The organism is Nocardia heshunensis (assembly GCF_054782115.1).
Genome location: NZ_BAAGTC010000007.1, coordinates 255922 through 273264, shown reverse-complemented (window position 1 = coordinate 273264; position 17343 = coordinate 255922). Strand labels below are relative to the sequence as shown.

Annotated in this window: 22 protein-coding genes; 11 read left to right on the top strand and 11 right to left on the bottom strand. The window is 67.6% G+C overall.

Going from position 1 to position 17343, the window contains the following annotated elements; genetic code table 11:
- The first annotated feature begins 21 nt into the window (after positions 1–21).
- Positions 22–357, top strand: coding sequence for a YnfA family protein (locus ACYVN4_RS24275; protein WP_379352299.1), 336 nt, complete (start codon positions 22–24; stop codon positions 355–357).
- Positions 358–454: 97 nt separating this feature from the next.
- Here ACYVN4_RS24275 and ACYVN4_RS24270 read toward each other — a convergent pair whose 3' ends face one another.
- Positions 455–1084 carry a TetR/AcrR family transcriptional regulator gene (locus ACYVN4_RS24270; protein WP_460724286.1) on the bottom strand — a complete coding sequence of 210 codons (630 nt, stop codon included), beginning with the start codon at positions 1082–1084 and terminating at the stop codon, positions 455–457.
- A 129-nt stretch (positions 1085–1213) separates the two neighbouring features.
- Between ACYVN4_RS24270 and ACYVN4_RS24265 the strand changes: the two genes are divergently transcribed.
- Positions 1214–2707, top strand: coding sequence for an MFS transporter (locus tag ACYVN4_RS24265; RefSeq protein WP_460724285.1), 1494 nt, complete (start codon positions 1214–1216; stop codon positions 2705–2707).
- Positions 2704–3384, top strand: coding sequence for an SGNH/GDSL hydrolase family protein (locus ACYVN4_RS24260; protein ID WP_460724284.1), 681 nt, complete (start codon positions 2704–2706; stop codon positions 3382–3384). Before ACYVN4_RS24265 ends, ACYVN4_RS24260 begins: the two co-directional genes overlap by 4 nt.
- 105 nt (positions 3385–3489) lie before the next feature.
- On the opposite strand, the gene ACYVN4_RS24255 is transcribed toward ACYVN4_RS24260, so the two are convergent.
- Entirely contained in the window at positions 3490–3840 is a 351-nt protein-coding gene (locus tag ACYVN4_RS24255) for a hypothetical protein (RefSeq protein ID WP_452402838.1), read from the bottom strand.
- A gap of 188 nt (positions 3841–4028) precedes the next feature.
- Here ACYVN4_RS24255 and ACYVN4_RS24250 point away from each other — a divergent pair, with 188 nt between their 5' ends.
- Complete coding sequence (locus ACYVN4_RS24250; protein WP_460724283.1) at positions 4029–5015, top strand: glycosyltransferase family 9 protein; 987 nt, start codon at positions 4029–4031, stop codon at positions 5013–5015.
- A 410-nt stretch (positions 5016–5425) separates the two neighbouring features.
- Complete coding sequence (locus ACYVN4_RS24245; RefSeq protein ID WP_460724282.1) at positions 5426–6241, top strand: hypothetical protein; 816 nt, start codon at positions 5426–5428, stop codon at positions 6239–6241.
- Here the strand turns inward: ACYVN4_RS24245 and ACYVN4_RS24240 are convergent.
- The 3 genes from ACYVN4_RS24240 to ACYVN4_RS24230 form a co-directional block, all read right to left on the bottom strand.
- Entirely contained in the window at positions 6238–6660 is a 423-nt protein-coding gene (locus tag ACYVN4_RS24240; protein WP_460724281.1) for an SRPBCC family protein, read from the bottom strand. The two genes, ACYVN4_RS24245 and ACYVN4_RS24240, sit on opposite strands and share 4 nt — an antisense overlap.
- A gap of 15 nt (positions 6661–6675) precedes the next feature.
- Positions 6676–7161: a GtrA family protein gene (locus tag ACYVN4_RS24235; RefSeq protein WP_460724671.1), complete on the bottom strand. Its 486-nt coding sequence runs from the start codon at positions 7159–7161 to the stop codon at positions 6676–6678.
- 122 nt (positions 7162–7283) lie between these two features.
- Positions 7284–7514, bottom strand: a complete 231-nt coding sequence (locus ACYVN4_RS24230; protein ID WP_460724670.1) for a 3-keto-5-aminohexanoate cleavage protein — start codon at positions 7512–7514, stop codon at positions 7284–7286.
- 732 nt (positions 7515–8246) lie between these two features.
- Here ACYVN4_RS24230 and ACYVN4_RS24225 point away from each other — a divergent pair.
- Together ACYVN4_RS24225 and ACYVN4_RS24220 are read left to right on the top strand one after the other, a co-directional pair.
- Positions 8247–9146: an aminoglycoside phosphotransferase family protein gene (locus ACYVN4_RS24225; protein WP_460724280.1), complete on the top strand. Its 900-nt coding sequence runs from the start codon at positions 8247–8249 to the stop codon at positions 9144–9146.
- A gap of 64 nt (positions 9147–9210) precedes the next feature.
- The gene (locus ACYVN4_RS24220; RefSeq protein ID WP_460724279.1) at positions 9211–9822 is read left to right on the top strand and encodes a methyltransferase domain-containing protein; all 612 of its coding nucleotides are present in this window, start codon (positions 9211–9213) and stop codon (positions 9820–9822) included.
- 4 nt (positions 9823–9826) lie between these two features.
- Here ACYVN4_RS24220 and ACYVN4_RS24215 read toward each other — a convergent pair whose 3' ends face one another.
- Both ACYVN4_RS24215 and ACYVN4_RS24210 read right to left on the bottom strand, forming a co-directional pair.
- Positions 9827–10717 (bottom strand): EamA family transporter, encoded by an 891-nt coding sequence (locus ACYVN4_RS24215; protein ID WP_460724278.1) that lies wholly within the window; start codon positions 10715–10717, stop codon positions 9827–9829.
- 47 nt (positions 10718–10764) lie between these two features.
- Complete coding sequence (locus tag ACYVN4_RS24210; RefSeq protein WP_460724277.1) at positions 10765–11088, bottom strand: ArsR/SmtB family transcription factor; 324 nt, start codon at positions 11086–11088, stop codon at positions 10765–10767.
- 170 nt (positions 11089–11258) lie between these two features.
- Between ACYVN4_RS24210 and ACYVN4_RS24205 the strand changes: the two genes are divergently transcribed.
- Both ACYVN4_RS24205 and ACYVN4_RS24200 read left to right on the top strand, forming a co-directional pair.
- The gene (locus ACYVN4_RS24205; protein ID WP_460724276.1) at positions 11259–11942 is read left to right on the top strand and encodes a M23 family metallopeptidase; all 684 of its coding nucleotides are present in this window, start codon (positions 11259–11261) and stop codon (positions 11940–11942) included.
- A 184-nt stretch (positions 11943–12126) separates the two neighbouring features.
- A complete protein-coding gene (locus ACYVN4_RS24200; RefSeq protein WP_460724275.1) occupies positions 12127–13185 on the top strand; it encodes a hypothetical protein in 1059 nt (352 codons plus the stop codon).
- Here the strand turns inward: ACYVN4_RS24200 and ACYVN4_RS24195 are convergent.
- Positions 13136–13462 (bottom strand): hypothetical protein, encoded by a 327-nt coding sequence (locus ACYVN4_RS24195; protein WP_379352315.1) that lies wholly within the window; start codon positions 13460–13462, stop codon positions 13136–13138. The genes ACYVN4_RS24200 and ACYVN4_RS24195 overlap by 50 nt on opposite strands.
- Before the next feature lie 229 nt (positions 13463–13691).
- Here ACYVN4_RS24195 and ACYVN4_RS24190 point away from each other — a divergent pair, with 229 nt between their 5' ends.
- Positions 13692–14027 carry an RNA polymerase-binding protein RbpA gene (locus ACYVN4_RS24190; protein WP_460724274.1) on the top strand — a complete coding sequence of 112 codons (336 nt, stop codon included), beginning with the start codon at positions 13692–13694 and terminating at the stop codon, positions 14025–14027.
- A 132-nt stretch (positions 14028–14159) separates the two neighbouring features.
- Here the strand turns inward: ACYVN4_RS24190 and ACYVN4_RS24185 are convergent, their stop codons facing one another.
- Positions 14160–15236, bottom strand: coding sequence for a response regulator transcription factor (locus tag ACYVN4_RS24185; protein WP_460724669.1), 1077 nt, complete (start codon positions 15234–15236; stop codon positions 14160–14162).
- Between the two features lie 135 nt (positions 15237–15371).
- Here ACYVN4_RS24185 and ACYVN4_RS24180 point away from each other — a divergent pair, with 135 nt between their 5' ends.
- On the top strand, positions 15372–15794 hold the full coding sequence (locus ACYVN4_RS24180; protein ID WP_460724273.1) for an ester cyclase: 423 nt from the start codon (positions 15372–15374) through the stop codon (positions 15792–15794).
- Here the strand turns inward: ACYVN4_RS24180 and ACYVN4_RS24175 are convergent.
- Together ACYVN4_RS24175 and ACYVN4_RS24170 are read right to left on the bottom strand one after the other, a co-directional pair.
- The gene (locus ACYVN4_RS24175; RefSeq protein WP_460724272.1) at positions 15778–16404 is read right to left on the bottom strand and encodes a hypothetical protein; all 627 of its coding nucleotides are present in this window, start codon (positions 16402–16404) and stop codon (positions 15778–15780) included. The two genes, ACYVN4_RS24180 and ACYVN4_RS24175, sit on opposite strands and share 17 nt — an antisense overlap.
- A gap of 123 nt (positions 16405–16527) precedes the next feature.
- Positions 16528–17310, bottom strand: coding sequence for an ABC transporter permease (locus ACYVN4_RS24170; protein WP_460724668.1), 783 nt, complete (start codon positions 17308–17310; stop codon positions 16528–16530).
- Positions 17311–17343 lie beyond the last annotated feature (33 nt).

Below are 17343 nucleotides of genomic sequence, written 5' to 3'. Positions count from 1 at the left end.
GCGGACCTTAGGGTGTCGATCATGACCGTACTGCGATCGATCCTGCTGTTCGGGCTGGCGGCCGTCGCCGAAATCGGTGGGGCATGGCTGATCTGGCAAGGGGTGCGCGAGCATCGCGGCTGGGCGTGGATGGGCGCGGGCGTGGTGGCGCTCGGGTTCTATGGGTTCGTCGCCACCCTGCAGCCCGACGCCCACTTCGGGCGGATCCTCGCCGCCTACGGTGGCGTGTTCGTAGCCGGATCCCTGTTGTGGGCAATGGTTTTCGACGGCTTCCGACCCGACCGCTGGGACGTCACCGGCGCGCTGGTGTGCCTGGCCGGCGTCGCGCTCATCATGTACGCGCCACGCCCGGCATAGGACACGCTGGCGAATTGCTCCACGTGAAACCGACTGTGACCGAACTGCATTCACGCACCCGATGCAGAATTGCATGACGCGCCGCAGCGCGGCGTCGTCAGCCCTTCGCGGCGAGCAAGCTGTCGACGAGGGTGCGCGCCAAGGTCAGCGCGGTCTCATCACCCATGCGGGTGGCGGTGTTCGCGGCGCTGACGATGGCGTCGAGCTGGAAGGCCACCGCATGCGGATCCGCCCCCGGTAGATAACCCTGTTCCTGAGCACGGCCGATCTCCTTCTCCAGCACCGAGAACCAGTCGTCACGGTCGGCGGCGAGCGCGTCGCGCACCGGACCCGGGCGGCTGTCGAACTCGGGGACGCTCTGACCGCGGAAACAACCACCCGGCAGCATCGGCTCGCCGATATAGACGAACCAGTTCTCGACGATGGCCCGCAATCGCGGCATCCCCCGTTCCCGGTCGTAGGCGGGGCGGATCACGATGTCGATGAACATCTCTCGCGCCGACTGCACCGCGGCCAGCTGCAACTTCTCTTTAGTCCCGAACAGCGTCGCCACCCCGGACTTGCTGACCCCGAGGTCCCCCGCCAGCCGCCCCAGACTCAACCCGGTCAGCCCCTCCACCGACGCCACCTCGGCGGCATGCCGAGCGATCGTCGCCCGGGCCCGCGCGCCCTTGAGCAATCGCTGATCGGAAATCTCCTGCTCGCCAGGCTGCACCGGTTCGTCCACCTCTCCATCTTCGCACCACCGGGTTGCATAAACGCACGATCGGTCGTACTTTTCAACAATACGAACGATCGTGCGTTCACTTTGATTCCGATTCGACGCGAGATCCAACCCAACGCAGAGAGCACGCCGATGACCGAGACCACCCACCCCCAACCCGCACCTCCCGACCCCGTTCAGCCGCACACCGCACCCCTCCCAACCGACGCTCCGACTTCCGAATCCACCTCGGCCACAACCGCATCCACGCCCACAGCGGCCAACACCGGTTCCGCGCGACTGGCCCTGGTAGTTGCTTCGGGGGCGGCCTTCATGTCCTTCCTCGATCTATCGGTAGTGAACATCGCCTTTCCTGCGATCACCCGAGACTTCCCCGCGACCGCGCCGACCACCCTCACCTGGATCGTGAGCGGTTATGCGGTCGCGTTCGCCGCCTTGCTCACCCCTGCCGGTCAGTTGGCCGACGCGCTCGGGCGCGGGCGGGTATTTCTCAGTGCGCTGGCCGGATTCGCACTCACCTCGCTGTTGTGCGCGCTCGCACCCGGGGCGGATTGGCTCATCGCCGGACGCTTCCTCCAGGGCGCGACGGCCGCTTTCCTGATTCCCGCAGGTCTGGGCCTGGTTTTGAGCGTCACACCGCCACAGCGCATCGGTGTCGCCATGGCGGCCTGGACCGCGGCGGGTGGATTCGCCGCCACCGTCGGCCCGGCTGTCGGTGGGGCACTGGTGGATTGGTTCGGGTGGCGTTCGGTGTTCGTCATCAACGTGCCGATCGCGGCCGCGCTCATCGCAGCCGGGCTGCGGATGATTCGTGGCGATCAGCGGCAGCTGCACGGACTGCCCGATCTGCTGGGCACCGCCGCGACCGGCTTGGGTATCGGCGCGGTCGTGGCCGGGGTGACGCAGGGCCAGCAGTGGGGATGGGGTGACTGGCGCACGCTGGGCTGTGGGCTGGGCGGGCTTGCCATGCTCGCCTTGGCGCTGTGGCGGTCGCGGCGGCATCCACGTCCGGCGATCGCGGTGTCGTTGTGGCGCAGCCGTTCCTACGCGCAGGTCAATGCCGTCGCGTTCGTGTTCGGCGCGACCATGTTCGCCTGGCTGCTGGCCGGGCCGTTGTGGCTCGACACCATGTGGCACTACTCGGTGCTGAAGTCGGCAGGGGCCATGACGGTTGGGGCGATCGCCTCCATGGTCACCGCGGTCGCCGCCGGACGCGCACCCATCGGATGGCAGCGGTGGCTGGGAGTGTTGGGCGCGGTCATGTTCGCCGCCTCCACCCTTTATATGAGCACCGGGGTCTGGGATGGCACGCCCGCCCTGTGGAAGGCGTGGGTTCCGGCCGGGATTCTCGGCGGCGGGGGCATCGGGTTGCTCATCACCGTGCTCGGCACCACCGCCGCCAGATCCCTTCCGCCGCAACGGTTCGCAGCCGGCGTCGGCATGAATCTGACCGCCCGGCAATCCGGGGGCGCGCTCGGCGTGGCGGTACTGGCCGCCGTGTTCGCCGCCCACCCCACCCAGCCTCTGACCGCCTTCCACACCTTGTTCGCCGTGTGCGCCGTCATCGCGGTCGCCGCGGCCGTCCTCGCTGCCCTGCCCACCCGCACCCAGGAGACACCCGCATGAGCGAGCGCATCGAATCCACCGATCCCTTCACCCTGTCCGACGCGGCCGCGGCCGCCCTGCTGCGCGATGTGCCCTGGCGGCGTTTCGCGGTCATCGGCGACTCGACCGCCGCGGGCACCGGCGACCCGTGGCCCGGCTACGAAAACGTGCCCTGGGCAGACCGATTGGCGCGCTGGCTGCTGGCCGCACATCCCCACACCGACTACCTCAACACCGGAGTCGAGGGCGCGGTCATCGCTGACGTCAGCGCAGGACAACTCCCCGCACTGGAGGCGTTCCATCCCGATCTGGTCCACATCACCTGCGGCGGCAACGACCTGTTCCTGCGCGACGCCGCCCTCTCCGACGTGGAGTCCGCCCTCGACGAGCTGTGTGCCCGGGTGGCCGCGACGGGTGCACGGCTGTCGCTGTTCACCCTCGCCGACGCCTTCACCGGCCGCATGGCTCCGCTGCGTCCGCTCTTCGCCGGATTCGCCGACACCATGCGCCGGGTCGCGCACCGCCACGACGCCATCCTCACCGAATTCTGGGACCACCCCGCCCGATTGCGCGCCGACTGGCTCTCCGCGGACCGCATCCACCTGACCATGGCCGGGCACGCCGTGGTCGCCGCCGAGCTCACCAAGAACCTCGCCCGCCACACCGCGCGCGAACTCCCGCTGGCTCACCACGGCTGACATACGACAAATGCCGCACACTGCGCAGTCATGCGCCGTGTGCGGCATCGTGTTTCGACTCTTGCTCTCGCTATCGCAGTGCGACGCGCCCGGTTTCGGACACGTTCACTTCCACAATGCGGCGATCAGGACGTTCAGGATGGCCAGCCCGCCCGCGGCGTCGGTCATCCACGCCACCTCCTTGCCCCGCTTGGCGTCCGCGCGCCCCATTTCCGCGAACGCCGCCACCAGTACAGCCACCACCAGCTTCACGATCATCTTCGCCATGTTCGGGTCCTTGCCCAGCGAATGGATCGACTCGGCCATCCCCAGCAGCACCACACCGGTCACGATCTGTGCGCGCGCACCCCACACCATCAGCTCGGACACCCGCGGCCGGGAGGCGACATACCCGCCGACCACCGCCGCCATTCCGAGCAGGTGCGCCGTCACCACAAGGTTGTAGACGAAGGTCATGACTGGACACGGTAATCGATCACCACCCGACAACGACAGCCGGTAGTACAAAACGGATTCGGCGTCGTCACGACCGGTTCCCCTGGTTTCACGCTTCAACAGGCCGGGTAGTCCTCACTCATTGGCTCTCTGCGGTGTCCGGTGGGGAGTCTTGCGTCGTGGGCAGCGTGGCCGGCTAGGAGATAAAGGTGGCGGTTGTACTAGTGCTGCGAGCACGCGGGCTCGGTGATCTGCTCACCGCGGTTCCCGCGTTGCGCGCGCTGCGCCGGGCCCGACCCGACGACCACATCGCCCTCGCCGCCTCCCATCGCCTGAAACCGATCGTCGACCTGATCGCCTCCGTCGACGAGATGGTGCCCGTCACCGACCCCATCGGGTTACGTTGGGACGGCGAGAAACCCGCGCTCGCGGTCAACCTCAACGGCGGCGCCGAAGGCATCGTCGAACTGGTGCGTACCCATCCCGAACGGATCCTCACCTACCGCAATTCGGCCTTCCCGGATCTACCCGGCCCCGACTGGAAGCCGGAGATGCACGACGTCGACCGCTGGTGCCATCTGCTCGAATTCGACGGCATCGCCGCCGACCCCCGCAACCTCGGTCTGGTTCCGCCGGTCGCCGCGACCAGTCATCGCGACGCGGTTCTGGTGCACATCGGCGCGGGCGCGCCCGCCCGCCGCTGGCCCCCCGACCGTTTCGCCGCGGTGGTCCGCCACCTGCTCGTGCAGGGTCGCGAAGTCGTGCTCACCGGAGACGAATCCGAACGCGAAACCGCCCTCGGTGTCGCCGCGCGCGCAGGCCTGTCCCCCGCCCGCGTCCTCGCCGGCCAGCAAAACCTCATCGAACTGGCCGCCACCGTCGCCGAAGCCGCCCTAGTCGTCTGCGGCGACACCGGCGTAGCCCACCTAGCCACCGCCTTCGGCACCCGCACCGTCCTGCTCTTCGGCCCCAACCCGCCCTCCCGCTCAGGCCCGCCCCCACACCTCCTCGGCCGCCACGCCGTCCTCTGGGCAGGCCAAACCGGCAACCCCGACGCCCCCACCCCCGACCCCGGCCTCCTGAAAATCGGTGTCCCCGAAGTAATCAACGCCGTCGACAAGCAACTCCGCAAACGCCCCTGGCCCGGCACCAACCTCGACCGCCGCTCCCAACAGTCCTACCGCCGCGTCGGCTGAACTGGGCCGGAAGAGGACCAAAGCGGGACCGTGAATACGATCGCGTCGTGAAGTGGTTCGGGGAGGATCCTGCGAAAGACCAACAGCGGGAGATGATGCGCTCGGTTTCGTATGCCGAGGCGGTCGCCGAGTTCAGGCAATTGCTGGAGTCGAAAGATTCCGAGCGAACAAGCCTGCGAGAGCTATTGGCTTCGGCGAAGCGTTTCTCGGAGATCCCGATCCACACATTGGCCGACGAGCCCGGTTCCGACGCAATGGTCTTACAGGGTTATCGCACCTCGAGCTACCGGGAAAACCAGTCGATTCCCGCGTACATGTTCAGCCTGTCCCGGAGAATCAAAGTACGCACCGACCTCGGGACGGGATGGCAAGAGCCCGGACCATATTGGCATCGGATATCGACGGCCCTGGTGTTCGATGCCAAGGGCTTCGCCGAACGAAATATCGACGTCAACAGCACCTGGTACCCCAATAGTGGCCTGTTGTTCGATGACTGGGTGTTGGCCCTGCGTCGGCAGCCCGTGGTCCGCCGCTTTCACGACCATCCCGGGCGTAGGTACGACGTGACATTGACGTCGGCGAACCCCAGCGCCGGTGTCGACGCCGTATCCCCCGACGGCCGTTGGCGATTCACCGGCGGCGTCCTGCACACGCGGACCGCCCGGGCTGCCCTCCCCGACGTCTATTGCTTCGAGAACTGGACCAACGCCGAGTTTTTCGGCAACGACCAATTGGTCCTCGCACTCAACACCGGGCAGCCGATGCACGACGACGGCGCTTCGACCGGCAGTCGGCAGGGCATCGTCATGGTGCTACAACTCGCCGACGACCAACAATGGCAGCTCATCGCCTTCGAGTGGGGGCTCGAAAACCGTGACCACGACGAGGAATTCGTGCCCGACGCCCTTGTCTGGCATCGACGCGGCGTGCTGGCGTGGCTGTACAAGGGGGAACTGCGATGGCACGTCCGGAAGCCGGGCCAGCAACCGCCCACCCGCCTCGAACCGCTCTACCTGACCGACCTCGACTCCGACTTCGGGCTCACCGCCTACTCCGGCGAGCTGTACAACGTCGGCCACGCCATGACTCTCGACGAAACCGGACGCATCCTCACAATCCAGTCCGCCGATGGAATCCACCTGGTCGATGTCGACGACAACACTCAATCCACGGACGGAACCAACTGGGAACCGATCCCGGACGGACTGATTCTCCGCTTCGACTAGCTTTGCCGATCGGTCGGAGTGGCTGCCTCGATGGCCTTCTTCATCTCGGCGATGCCGATCTGAGTGCGGATTCGGATCTCCGGGGCGAGGGTGTCGGGGAGGAGATCGGTGGTCCAGATCAGGCGGCCTCGGTCACCCTCGTCGCGGACCTCGAACGAGGCATGGTGGTAGTCCAGTGCGGGCCTGGAACCCTGCACCACGGAATAGGCCAGCCGCCACGACTCCTCATCGATGGCGACGATCAACTCCTCGATCACATGCCCGTCCGGGAAGGTCAGAAGCCGCCGTGTTCCGTCGATGCGAGTGTCGGTCACGCGGCCGGGCAGCAAACGCTCGTGAACGGCACCGACATCACGGATCACATCCCAAATCCGTTGCGGGGCCGCGTTGATCACGACTTCGTGGCGGATGCATGCCATGGCGACGTGGGGCTCCTAGTCCTTCGACCGAACGGGTTCGACGTGTTCGAGCTCCGGCGAGATGGGGTGGGGGAAGACGAATTTGCGCATGGCCCACCAGCGGAAGGCAGTGGCGAGCAGGGTGCCGATCACCGTTGCGCTGATGAAGTCGGCGATGTTCTCCACCAGGAGCGAGACGTGCGGAGTCCGCAGCTGGAACACATAACTCGACACTGCCAACGGCAGCTGCGTGATCCCCATCCCGATGGCCGCGACCAGAAAGAACAGTGCCGCTTCGTGCCTGCTCTGGCGGCCGCCACGATCGGTGAAGGCCCATTCCCGGTTGAGCACATAGGACACGACCGTCGCAACCAACGTGGCCAGAATGTTCGCCGTCAACGGTTTGCCATGCAGCACAGTCCACTTCAGCCCGAAGAACAGCACCGTCGTCGTAACGAACGCAATCCCACCGACAATCAGGAACTTCCACAACTGCGCGTTCCGAACGAACACCGACAGCATCCGCTCAGGCACCCTCACCGCAACAATCCGGACCATGAACACACCGCCAGGTTATCGGACGATGCAGCGCCGCTCTCGGCGACGAGAACCAGGAAACGCCCAGCGGCTTTAGCCCCAGAGTGTCAGGGCGACATCATCGATGCCGACCCCCAGATCTCCCTCCATGCCGTTTCGTGAGGATCGGCCGAATGCATGCTCGGCTCACCGACGTTCGGCTCGTCGTTGTGGTTGTGCACGATGCCCGCGCCCGCCTCGACACAGCTGAGGGTCGTCGCGACGATCTCCTCGATCGTGCGTGGCACATGGGGATTGGCTTGCTTCGACGTCGGCCCGTTGACGGCAGCCTCGATCACCAACGGTGTACCCGAACCTATCCGAACCCCCTATATGCCTACGACAGTGCGATTCTGGTTCCTGTCGATCCGCATCCACAAACTATGAAAACGCGACATTTCACAGAGGGCCCGGGTTAGCCTTCGCGTGATCTCGCGGAGGCGCGGGGCGGCGGATCGGGAGGGACATATGGCAATGGGCCGTGCTTTGGGGCGAATCGGTTGGACTGCACAGGCTTTGGTGGCCGGGAGTGCGGTTGTGGGGCTCGCGGCGGCCCCTGCGTCGGCCGCCTCGGTGCTGTCGATCGGGGGGAATCCCGCGCAGTTGCAGGTGGGGACCAGTTATCGGCTGGAGCGGAACATGCTCGCCTCCGGGACGGACGGGATTGCGAGCGGGCCTTCGTCCGGGTGGGCGTCCGGGTCCAGCGCTGGGCCCGCCTACTGGTACTTCTACGACAACGGGCGTTGCTTCAGTGATGGCCCCGCCGGATCCGACGTGGAAGTTTTGGCCGCGACGTGGATACCGACTTCCGCGGGCGTGCACACCCTTCAGGTCGGAGTTGGGTCCAGTGCTCCAACCATGACTGTCACCGTCCAACCCGCACCGCTCGGAGCTCCGATCCAGACACCCCAGCCGGTAGATTGCGGAAACCACAGTTCTCCCTCGACGGGAAGCGCGTAAGCCACACCGGAATCGACCCATCACGCGATATTCGCTGGCGCGGACGCTGTGTCCCCGTGACGATTCGGGATGTGAATCTAGTTCCTGGCCCGGTGCGGGCGACGGCTCGGGCGGTTGGGGCCGGTGAGTGGTTGGAGCGGTTGCCGGAGACGGTTGCGCGGCTCGAGGAGGAGTGGGCGGTCAGCGTTGGCAGGGCGTTCGAGGCGGGGACGGAAGCGTTTGTGGCCGAGGCGGTTTGTGCGGATGGGACGCGGGCCGTGGTGAAGGTGCTCGTGCCGCGCGCTGATCGCAGTGAGCGGCATGAGATCACGGCCTTGCGGCTGGTCGATGGGGACGGGTGTGTGCGGCCTTTGCGGGTCGACGAGGAATGTGGGGCGTTGTTGTTGCCGCGGTTGGGGCGGTCGTTGGATCGGCTGGGGTGGGGTTATCGGGCGCGGGAGGAAGTGTTGTGTGCCACTGCGATGCGGGTGTGGCGGCATGCGGCGGACAGTGGGCTGCCGACAGGTGTTGACAAGGGGCGGGGGTTGGCGGGGCTCATTGCCGCCAAGTGGGAGGAGCTCGGGCGGCCGTGTTCCGAGCGGGCCGTGGAGCAGGCATTGGGGTGTGCTGCGGAACGGGTTGCGGCGCATGATGATTCGCGGGCGGTGTTGGTGCATGGGGATGTTCATCAGTGGAATTTGCTCGAGGATGGCGACGGATTCTCGCTCGTTGATCCCGATGGGCTGATCATCGAGCCCGAATATGATCTCGGCGTTCTGATGCGGGAGGATCCGCTGGAGTTGATGGCCGAGGGGCCGTGGGTGCGGGCGGGGCGGCTGGCTCGGCGGACCGGGCTCGATATTCGCGCCATTTGGCAGTGGGGTGTGGTCGAACGGGTCTCGACCGGGCTGGTGTGCACCGAGATCGGGCTGCAGCCGGTGGGGCGGCAGATGCTCGACGCCGCGGATCGGGTGGCGGTCGAGTGCCCGTGATCGGGTGTGGGTGCCGGGGTGGCACAGTGGTTGCCGGAGACCACCGAGCGAGGAGGAACAGTCCATGAGCGGACGTACGCCCAGCCAGTGGGAGGAGATCGTCGCGGCCGATCCGACGCATTCGACCCGGTATGCCGAGCGGTTTCGGAACCTGGCCGCCGACGGGGCCGACATTGTCGGGGAGGCGCGCCTGATCGACGCGATGCTCGCGCGCGGAAGCCGGGTGCTGGACGCGGGGTGTGGGGCCGGGCGGGTGGGCGGATATCTGCACGGGGTCGGTCACGTGGTGGTCGGGGTGGATGTGGATCCGGTGTTGATCGCGGCGGCCGAGCAGGACTATCCCGGGCCGACGTGGTTGGTCGGGGATCTCGCCGAACTCGACCTGCCGGGACGAGGAATCGCCGACGGGTTCGATGTGATCGTGTGCGCGGGCAATGTGGTGACGTTCCTGGCGCCGTCGACGCGGCAGGCCGTACTCGGCGGATTCGCCCGGCATCTCGCGCCCGGCGGACGGGTGGTCGTGGGGTTCGGGGCCGATCGCGGCTACGAGTTCTCCGAATTCCTGGACGACGCCGAGCAGTCCGGGCTCACCGAAGAGGTACTGCTGTCGACCTGGGATCTGCGGCCCTTCGGCGCGGAATCCGACTTCCTGGTGGCGGTGCTGTCGCGGGCCTGACCCGCTAAGGGGTCGAATCCCGCTGTATCGCAGACAGCGTCAGGGCCGCCATGACAAGGGCGATACCGCCGAGCTCCGGACCCGAGGGACGCTGCGACAGGGCGATCGCGCCGATGACGGCGGCGGTCGCCGGAAGCAGGGCAAGTAACAGGGCAAAACGGGCACGGCCGACCGTGCGCAGCACCAACTGGTCGAGGGCGTAAGGCACCGCGCTCGACAGCACCCCTACACCGACGCCCAGCAGCCAGGTGTCCGGGTCGGCGAAAGCCGTTGCGTCCAGCACCAATTGGCTGCTCACCAGAATCGGGGCCAGCAGCAGCGCGGCAGCGGCCATGCCGACGGCCAACGCATCGAGACCGGATCCGGCATCGGCCACCTGCTTGCCCAGCAGGATGTAGCCCGCCCACATCGCCGCGGCCAGCAGAGCGAACCCGACACCGAGCGGGCGCGCGTCGGAGGACACTCCCGCCAGCAGGAACACACCCGCGATCACCAAAACGACAGCCGCGAAATCGCGCAACCGCCGGGAACCGAGCGTAGCCACCGCGACGGGTCCCAGGAATTCGATGGCGACCGCCGTACCGAGCGGAATCCGCGCGATCGCTTCATAGAACGCGATATTCATGCCCAGGGTGACGACACCGAACCCGGTGGCAACCAAAACCGTCCGCCGCGTCCAAGCCACCCGCCACGGCCGCCGCCACGCCAGCAAGGCCACCCCAGCCGCGGCGGCACGCAGCCACGCGACAGTCGCGGGTTCGACGGTAGAGAACAGATGCACGCCGATCGCCGCGCCCAGATACTGCGAGACACCGCCCGCAATGAACACGAAAGGAACCGACCACCCCGGTAGCGCGGCCCGGCGCTGCGGTTCGACTGCGACGGACGTACCCACGCCGACACCGTATCTCGCGCTGCTGTCGGCCGGACCTTCCACGACGGCTAGCTCGGCTGATCCTCGCGAGCGGTCGACAACGCCGCCGAATACGCCGCCAGCGCACTGGGCCAGAACTGTTCGAGGTAGTCGCGCGCATCGGCCAGCCCGCGCGGGTCCAGGGAGTACAGACGGCGGTTGCCGTCGGGCCGCATCATCACGAGCCGCGCTTCGCGCAGCACCTTCAGATGCTGCGAGACCGCCGAACTGGTGACCCCGAGGGCCTCGGCCAGCTCGCCAACCGATTTCGCCCCCTGCGGCAGTGCTTCGAAGAGCGCGCGTCGAGTGTCGTCGGCGAGCGCGCTCAACACCTTCACTCCATTAGCGACCACTTAAATAGATTGCCCGCAGGCCACGGCCGGGTCAATACAGCAGCGCCCGCGTCCGTCCCCGTCACAACGGAATTACGACAGTGTCGTTCCTGTTCCGACGCCTTTTTGTACCAACGTGACGGTCACAACGCGATTTCGGGCGGGACACCGCCACCTCGTACGTTCGAGTCATGCCCGTAACCGTTCCGTTATCTCGACTGCGCGGAGCCGGCCGGTACCGAACGGCCGCCACCCGCGCCGCGGCCGTCTCCGTCGTCGTCGGCGCCTCGCTGACCGCGCTCGCGGCCGCCGACCCGCACACGGACGGCACCCTGACCGGTAGCTCCGTCGCCAACGCCGCCCTCGAATCCGACGCGCCCTTCACCGCGTTCACTCCGCGCGAGGCGCAGATGCCGCAGGTCGTGCCGCAGCCCGTGCTCGACTTCCTCGCCGGTCTGCACGCCGAGCAGAACCGCCCCAAGACCGTGCGCCCGGTCGCCGGTCCGCTCACCTCGGGCTTCGGCGTCCGCTGGGGCGCCATGCACGCCGGCATCGACTTCGGCGACGGCTTCGGCACGCCGATCCGCGCGGTCACCGACGGCACCGTCATCGAGGCGGGCCCGGCGTCGGGCTTCGGCCTGTGGGTGCGGGTCATGCAGGACGACGGCACCATCGGCGTCTACGGCCACATGCAGGACATCCTGGTCCAGGTCGGCCAGCAGCTGAAGGCGGGCGACGTGCTCGCCACCGTCGGCAATCGCGGCTACTCCACCGGCCCGCACCTGCACTACGAGGTGCACGCCGGTGACACGGCCATCGACCCGCTGCCCTGGCTCGCCGGGCGCGGCATGGATGTCGGCGCACCGGCCGACTGACCCACCATCTTGCTCCGAACGCCGATGAGGGGCGTACGGATCGGCTTGCGCAACAACGGCGTTCGCGCTCGAAGAGGACGGCCCCGGCTACTACCGCCGGGGCCGTTCTCATACCCGGGTACTACGTGCCGGACCCACCGTCGGGGGACGTGGCGCACGGCAATCGACTCCTAGCGTCAGCGTCATGACCACGCTCGATCGCCCGTCGCTCGCGTCACCCGCCCGCCCGGCCCCCGCCCGCCGCTGGCACCGCCCGCTGCTGACCACCACCGTCGGCATGGCCGCGCTGGCCGTTTTCTCCCTGTGCGCCATGGCATTCGACGACCGGATGCTGCTGGGTGAATCGGTCTGGCTCAAACCGCTGAAGTTCGCCATCGCCTTCACCCTTTACAGCGGCACCCTGGCCTGGCTGCTGTCGTTCCCGCATCGCGGGCAGCGACTGACCTGGTGGCTGGGCACCGCATTCGCCACCGCGGCCGTCGTGGACGTCGGGTTCATCGTGGTGCAGGCCGCACGCGGCACGTTCAGCCACTTCAACGAGCAGCACGACGCGGTCAACACCATCGGCCAGTACGTCTTCATGTCCGGAGTGCCAGGTCTGTTCCTGGCGAATCTCGCGATCGCGGTGACCCTTTCGTGGCAGCGCGTCACCGACCGCCCCACGTCGATGGCCATTCGCACGGGCCTCGGCATCGCGGTCTTCGGCATGGCGCTCGGTTACACGATGGGCTTCAGCGGCGAGCAGAAGACCACCGATGCCTACGGTCACCCGGTCACCCTCGGCGCGGGCCACACCTTCGTGAACGGACAACCCGAGACGCGCGACGGTGTCGCGGGCATGCCGGTGACGCACTGGTCGACGGCGGGCGGCGATATGCGGATCGCGCATTTCGCGGGCCTGCACGGCATTCAGCTGCTCATCGTCGCCGCCGTCGTGCTGACCCGTTTCGCCCCGACCGTGTCCTGGCTGCGCACCGAGGCCGCCCGCACCCGGGTGATCGGCGTGCTCGCGCTCGGCTACACCGGCTTGGTGGCGCTCCTGATGTGGCAGGCGCTGCGCGGGCAGCCGGTGACCCGGCCCGACGGTGAAACCCTCACCGCCCTCGGCGTTGTCGCCGCCGTCACCGCCGCCGGTATCGGCCTGGTGTACGCGCTGAGCGTGCGCGACCGTCGTCCCGGCCGCCATGCCGCCGTCAGCGCAGCCGCTCGGCCTCACGCGTCAAGGCCACCAATGTCGCGGTGAGATCGGCGAGTTCGATCATCTCCGCCCCTTCGGAGACCGCGGTGGCGACATCCTCGGCCGCACAGCGCGCAGCGAACCACCGGTCCGACAGATCGGACACCTCCTGGGCACTCAGTACCACCGAATCGTCGGGAATACCGGTGCCCTTCACGCTGTTTCGATGTTCGTACGCGCGCTGGCGACATGATTGACGGCAATACCGTCGGCGGCGTCCGATCTCCGATTCGGCGATCTCCCGCCCGCACCACTGGCAGCAGGACAGCACGCGTCGAGACATGGTCCGCAACATTAGCGGTTGACGGGCGCGACCGGGCGGAAGGGCACGCCGCAGCAAACCGACCCGGCCGGACGAGTAGGATGGCAGGGTTCTCCCCACGGGAACCCATACGTGCGCGTCTGCGTTGGATAGACGTAGCGCAGACGCAGAAACAGTTGTTGAACGACAGTGCTGTAGTAACTCGACAGAGCTGTAGAACAGTGCCGACAGGCGAGAAGGGACCGCACTCATGGCAGATCGCGTACTCCGGGGGTCTCGACTCGGAGCGGTGAGCTACGAGACCGACCGCGACCACGACCTGGCGCCGCGCCGGATGGCGAAGTACCGCACCGACAACGGTGAGGAATTCAACGTTCCCTTCGCCGACGACGCCGAAATCCCGCCCACCTGGCTGTGCAAGAACGGCCAGGAAGGCATCTTGATGGAGGGCACCACCCAGGAGCCCAAGAAGGTCAAGCCGCCGCGCACCCACTGGGACATGCTGCTCGAGCGCCGCAGCAAGGAAGAGCTCGAGGAGCTGCTGCAGGAGCGCATGGAGCTGATCAAGAGCCGCCGCCGCGGCTGAGCGACAGCACAGACGAGAAAGGTCCCCCGCACCATTGGGTGCGGGGGACCTTTCGCGTGCCGGGTCATGTCGTGCCGGGTCACCTCGTGCGGGGTGACAGCGAGCGGCGTCGGTGGCAGGCGGCGTGGCGGGTCACGGCGAGCCGTAGTGGGCGGCAAGCAGATTGGCGACGAGTTCGCGGCGGCTACGTACCCCGGACTTCTCGAAGATCGACTTCAGATGCTGCTGAACGGTGAACGGTGACACCACCAGCAGGTCGGCGATCTCCCGCGTCGAACGGCCCGCCAGCACCAGCGCCGCGATCTGCTGTTCACGCGGGGTCAGTGGGAAGGCGGCCAGCTTGAGCGGCGCGATCTCCGGGGCGCGGGCGGGCTCGAGGATCACGGCGATGGGCCCGGTCGGGTCGGCGTCGGGCACGGTGTGCAGTCGCGACGCATGGGCCACCAACCAGCGGCCCGCGCGGGTACGCAGCCGAATCCGCGGCACCACCGGCGAATTCGGGTCGTGTTCGAGGCTGCGCAGCCGCATCGCCACCGCGACGATCGCCTGCGGCAGCTCCGCGCGCGGGGGCTGATCGGCGACCTCGGCCAGCAGGGTCCGCGCCTCGGGGGTCATCGCCAGCACGGCCGCGGTGTCGTCGAGCAGCAGCAGTCCCGGGGCCGGATGGCCGTCGGGGGCCGCCAGATCCGCCAGTAGCACGGCCGCGCGCAAGCCCTCGGCCAGATGCGCCGCGACACCGTGCAGGTAGCCGATCTCCTCGGCACGGAAGCCCAGCGGTGAGGGTTCGCGATGCAGGCACAGCACGCCCCAGCAACTGTCGCCGACCCGCAGCGCCGCCCGCAGTTCGTCGCCCATCCCGAGCGGCGCGAGGATGTCGCGGTAGCGGACGCTGCTGTCCGGGCTGCCGTGGGTGGCGTCGAACAGCGAGCGGATCGGGTCGGCCGCGGTCGCCAGCACCCGGAACCGGTTCACGTCGGAGTCGAGGAACTCGTTCGCCAGGAACAGCGGGGTGGCCGATTCCGGAATCGCGTCGATGACCGAGCCGGTGAACAGCACGGTGGCCGGGTCGGTGGTGGCCGCCCAATACGCGGCAATCGGGATCGCCGTGCGTAGGGCGGCGAGCGATTCGCTCAGCACGGTGCGCGCGTCCAACCCGGAATGGCACAGCCGCACGATGTCTCGCTGTGCCCGATCCGCCGACCGGTTCATCCCCACGGATCAAGGCTACGACCGAGTGACCGCTGCCGGGATACCACTTTTCTGGAATATCGCCCGCGGTCGTCGCGGCGCACAGTGACTGCACGGGCCCGCACCGGCGGACCGACCCCGATTCGAGGAGCGATCATGTCCGAGCAGAACAAGGCGCTGGTGCAGCGCTTCGTCGACGAATTCTGGAGTGCCGGAAAGCTGTCGGCCGCCGATGAGCTGATGGCCGCCGACGTCGTCATCCACTCCCCCGAGGTCGGCGGCATCGAGGGCTTGAAGCAGTTCAACGCCGCCCTCCGCGCCGCCTTCCCCGATTGGCATTCGACGCTGGAAGAGCTTGTGGCCGAGGACGATCGGGTGGCCGAACGCTGGACCGGGCACGGCACCCAGCGCGGCGAGTTCCAGGGCATTCCGGCGACCGGCCGCACGGTGGCGGTGCCCGGCGTCGTGTTCTATCGCGTCCGCGACGGCCGGATCACCGAATTCCGTGGCTCTTTCGACGTGTTGAGCATGCTCGGGCAGCTGGGGGCACTGCCCGAACCGCTCACGGCTGGACGGTGACGGGAACCGTCGCGCTTCCCAGGGACTTGAGCGACTTGCCGGGCACCTCGAGGGTCACGGTGATCGCGCTGGTCCCGGCGGTGTAGTGCACCTGCGGATCCTGGTTGAGTGCCACCTTCATGTGGTAGGTGGTGGCTTGGCCGGGAGCCAGCGTGGTCGACGGGATGACGGGTTCCAGGAGGTAGTCCATCCCGGTCCCCTCGCGCACGAATGTCACCGGTTTCCAAGTGTTGCTGCTCGGGTCGAGCAGCTGCATCGTGCCCTGCGGACTGAGCTTCGCGCCGCCCGGCGCGCAGCTGCAATGGCCCATGGCGGCGACCACGCCGACCGCCTGACTGGTGGCGGTGGCCGACTGATTGGTCAGCGTGAAGTCGAACGCGATTGCGTCACCGTCCAGCTTGATGGCGGTCGAGCCCGGAACGCTCACCGTGAGATCGATGCCGCCGCCCGACCCGGTGCCCTGCTGCCCGGACGCGGGTGCGGCACTGCTCGCCGGGGCAGGCGTGGTCGTCGATGCCGCGCCGACGGACGGGGTGGCGGACGGCGTCGCGACGGTGGTGTTGTCGTTGCAGCCCGCCAGCAGCGCGACCGCCGCCGCGCAACTCGCCACGGCGGCCAGACGCTTCGAAGTAGTGATGGTGTCTCCTTGGATCAGGGCCGCCGCGGCGGCCCACTCGACTTGATCAAGTTATCGTGGAGCACCTCGAAATGCGTTAACTCACAGGAACACTCGTCAGTGACTGGCCACCTTCCGGTATTGCAGCACCGCCACCGGCACCGCGATGGCGAGAATCGCCAGCGAGCAGTAGATCGAGTATTCGACACAGTGATCGGCGGGCCAGCCGGTGGCAGGCTTGAACGACGGCGGCGACCCGTTGTCGAACAGTTTGCGCCCGGCCGCCGACACCGCGGTGATCGGATTCCATGCCGCGACCGTCTTCAGCGGTCCCGGCAGCGTCTCGCTGGAGATGAACGCCGACGAGATGAAGGTCAGCGGGAAAAGCCAGATGAGCCCGGCACTCTGGGCCACCTCGACACTCGGCGACATGAGCCCGGTGATCGCACCCACCCAGGACATGGCGAAGGCGAACAGCAGGATCACCGCGAACGCCAGCACCGCGTTCACGACGCCGCCGTTGATGCGCCAGCCCACCACATACCCGCACCCGACCATGACGGCCAGCGCCAGGATATTGACCACCAGATCCGACAGGGTGCGTCCCATCAGCACCGCCAGCCGCGACATGGGCAGCGTCCGCATCCGGTCGATGATGCCCTTGTGCAGGTCGTTGGCCAATCCGACGGTGGTGAAGGCGGCGTTGAAAGCGACTGTCTGCGTGAAGATTCCGGCGAGCAGGAACTCCCGGTACTGGCTGCCGCCCAGCGACGCCCCGAAGATGTAGGCGAACAGGAACACGAACATCAGCGGCTGGATGGTGGCGGTCACCAGCAGGGTGGGCACGCGCAGGATGGTGAGCAGGTTGCGGTAGGCCACGATGGCGCTGTCGCGCACCACCCGGGGTAGCAGGATGGCGGGGCCGGAGGCGCG

What these genes read in the sequence shown, in the direction of transcription:
- ACYVN4_RS24275 (WP_379352299.1), top strand. Translation starts at nt 22, where the DNA reads ATGACCGTACTGCGATCGATCCTGCTGTTCGGGCTGGCGGCCGTCGCC.
- ACYVN4_RS24265 (WP_460724285.1), top strand. Translation starts at nt 1,214, where the DNA reads ATGACCGAGACCACCCACCCCCAACCCGCACCTCCCGACCCCGTTCAG.
- ACYVN4_RS24260 (WP_460724284.1), top strand. Translation starts at nt 2,704, where the DNA reads ATGAGCGAGCGCATCGAATCCACCGATCCCTTCACCCTGTCCGACGCG.
- ACYVN4_RS24255 (WP_452402838.1), bottom strand. Translation starts at nt 3,840, where the DNA reads ATGACCTTCGTCTACAACCTTGTGGTGACGGCGCACCTGCTCGGAATG.
- ACYVN4_RS24240 (WP_460724281.1), bottom strand. Translation starts at nt 6,660, where the DNA reads ATGGCATGCATCCGCCACGAAGTCGTGATCAACGCGGCCCCGCAACGG.
- ACYVN4_RS24235 (WP_460724671.1), bottom strand. Translation starts at nt 7,161, where the DNA reads ATGCTGTCGGTGTTCGTTCGGAACGCGCAGTTGTGGAAGTTCCTGATT.
- ACYVN4_RS24220 (WP_460724279.1), top strand. Translation starts at nt 9,211, where the DNA reads ATGAGCGGACGTACGCCCAGCCAGTGGGAGGAGATCGTCGCGGCCGAT.
- ACYVN4_RS24205 (WP_460724276.1), top strand. Translation starts at nt 11,259, where the DNA reads ATGCCCGTAACCGTTCCGTTATCTCGACTGCGCGGAGCCGGCCGGTAC.
- ACYVN4_RS24200 (WP_460724275.1), top strand. Translation starts at nt 12,127, where the DNA reads ATGACCACGCTCGATCGCCCGTCGCTCGCGTCACCCGCCCGCCCGGCC.
- ACYVN4_RS24195 (WP_379352315.1), bottom strand. Translation starts at nt 13,462, where the DNA reads ATGTCTCGACGCGTGCTGTCCTGCTGCCAGTGGTGCGGGCGGGAGATC.
- ACYVN4_RS24190 (WP_460724274.1), top strand. Translation starts at nt 13,692, where the DNA reads ATGGCAGATCGCGTACTCCGGGGGTCTCGACTCGGAGCGGTGAGCTAC.
- ACYVN4_RS24185 (WP_460724669.1), bottom strand. Translation starts at nt 15,236, where the DNA reads ATGAACCGGTCGGCGGATCGGGCACAGCGAGACATCGTGCGGCTGTGC.
- ACYVN4_RS24180 (WP_460724273.1), top strand. Translation starts at nt 15,372, where the DNA reads ATGTCCGAGCAGAACAAGGCGCTGGTGCAGCGCTTCGTCGACGAATTC.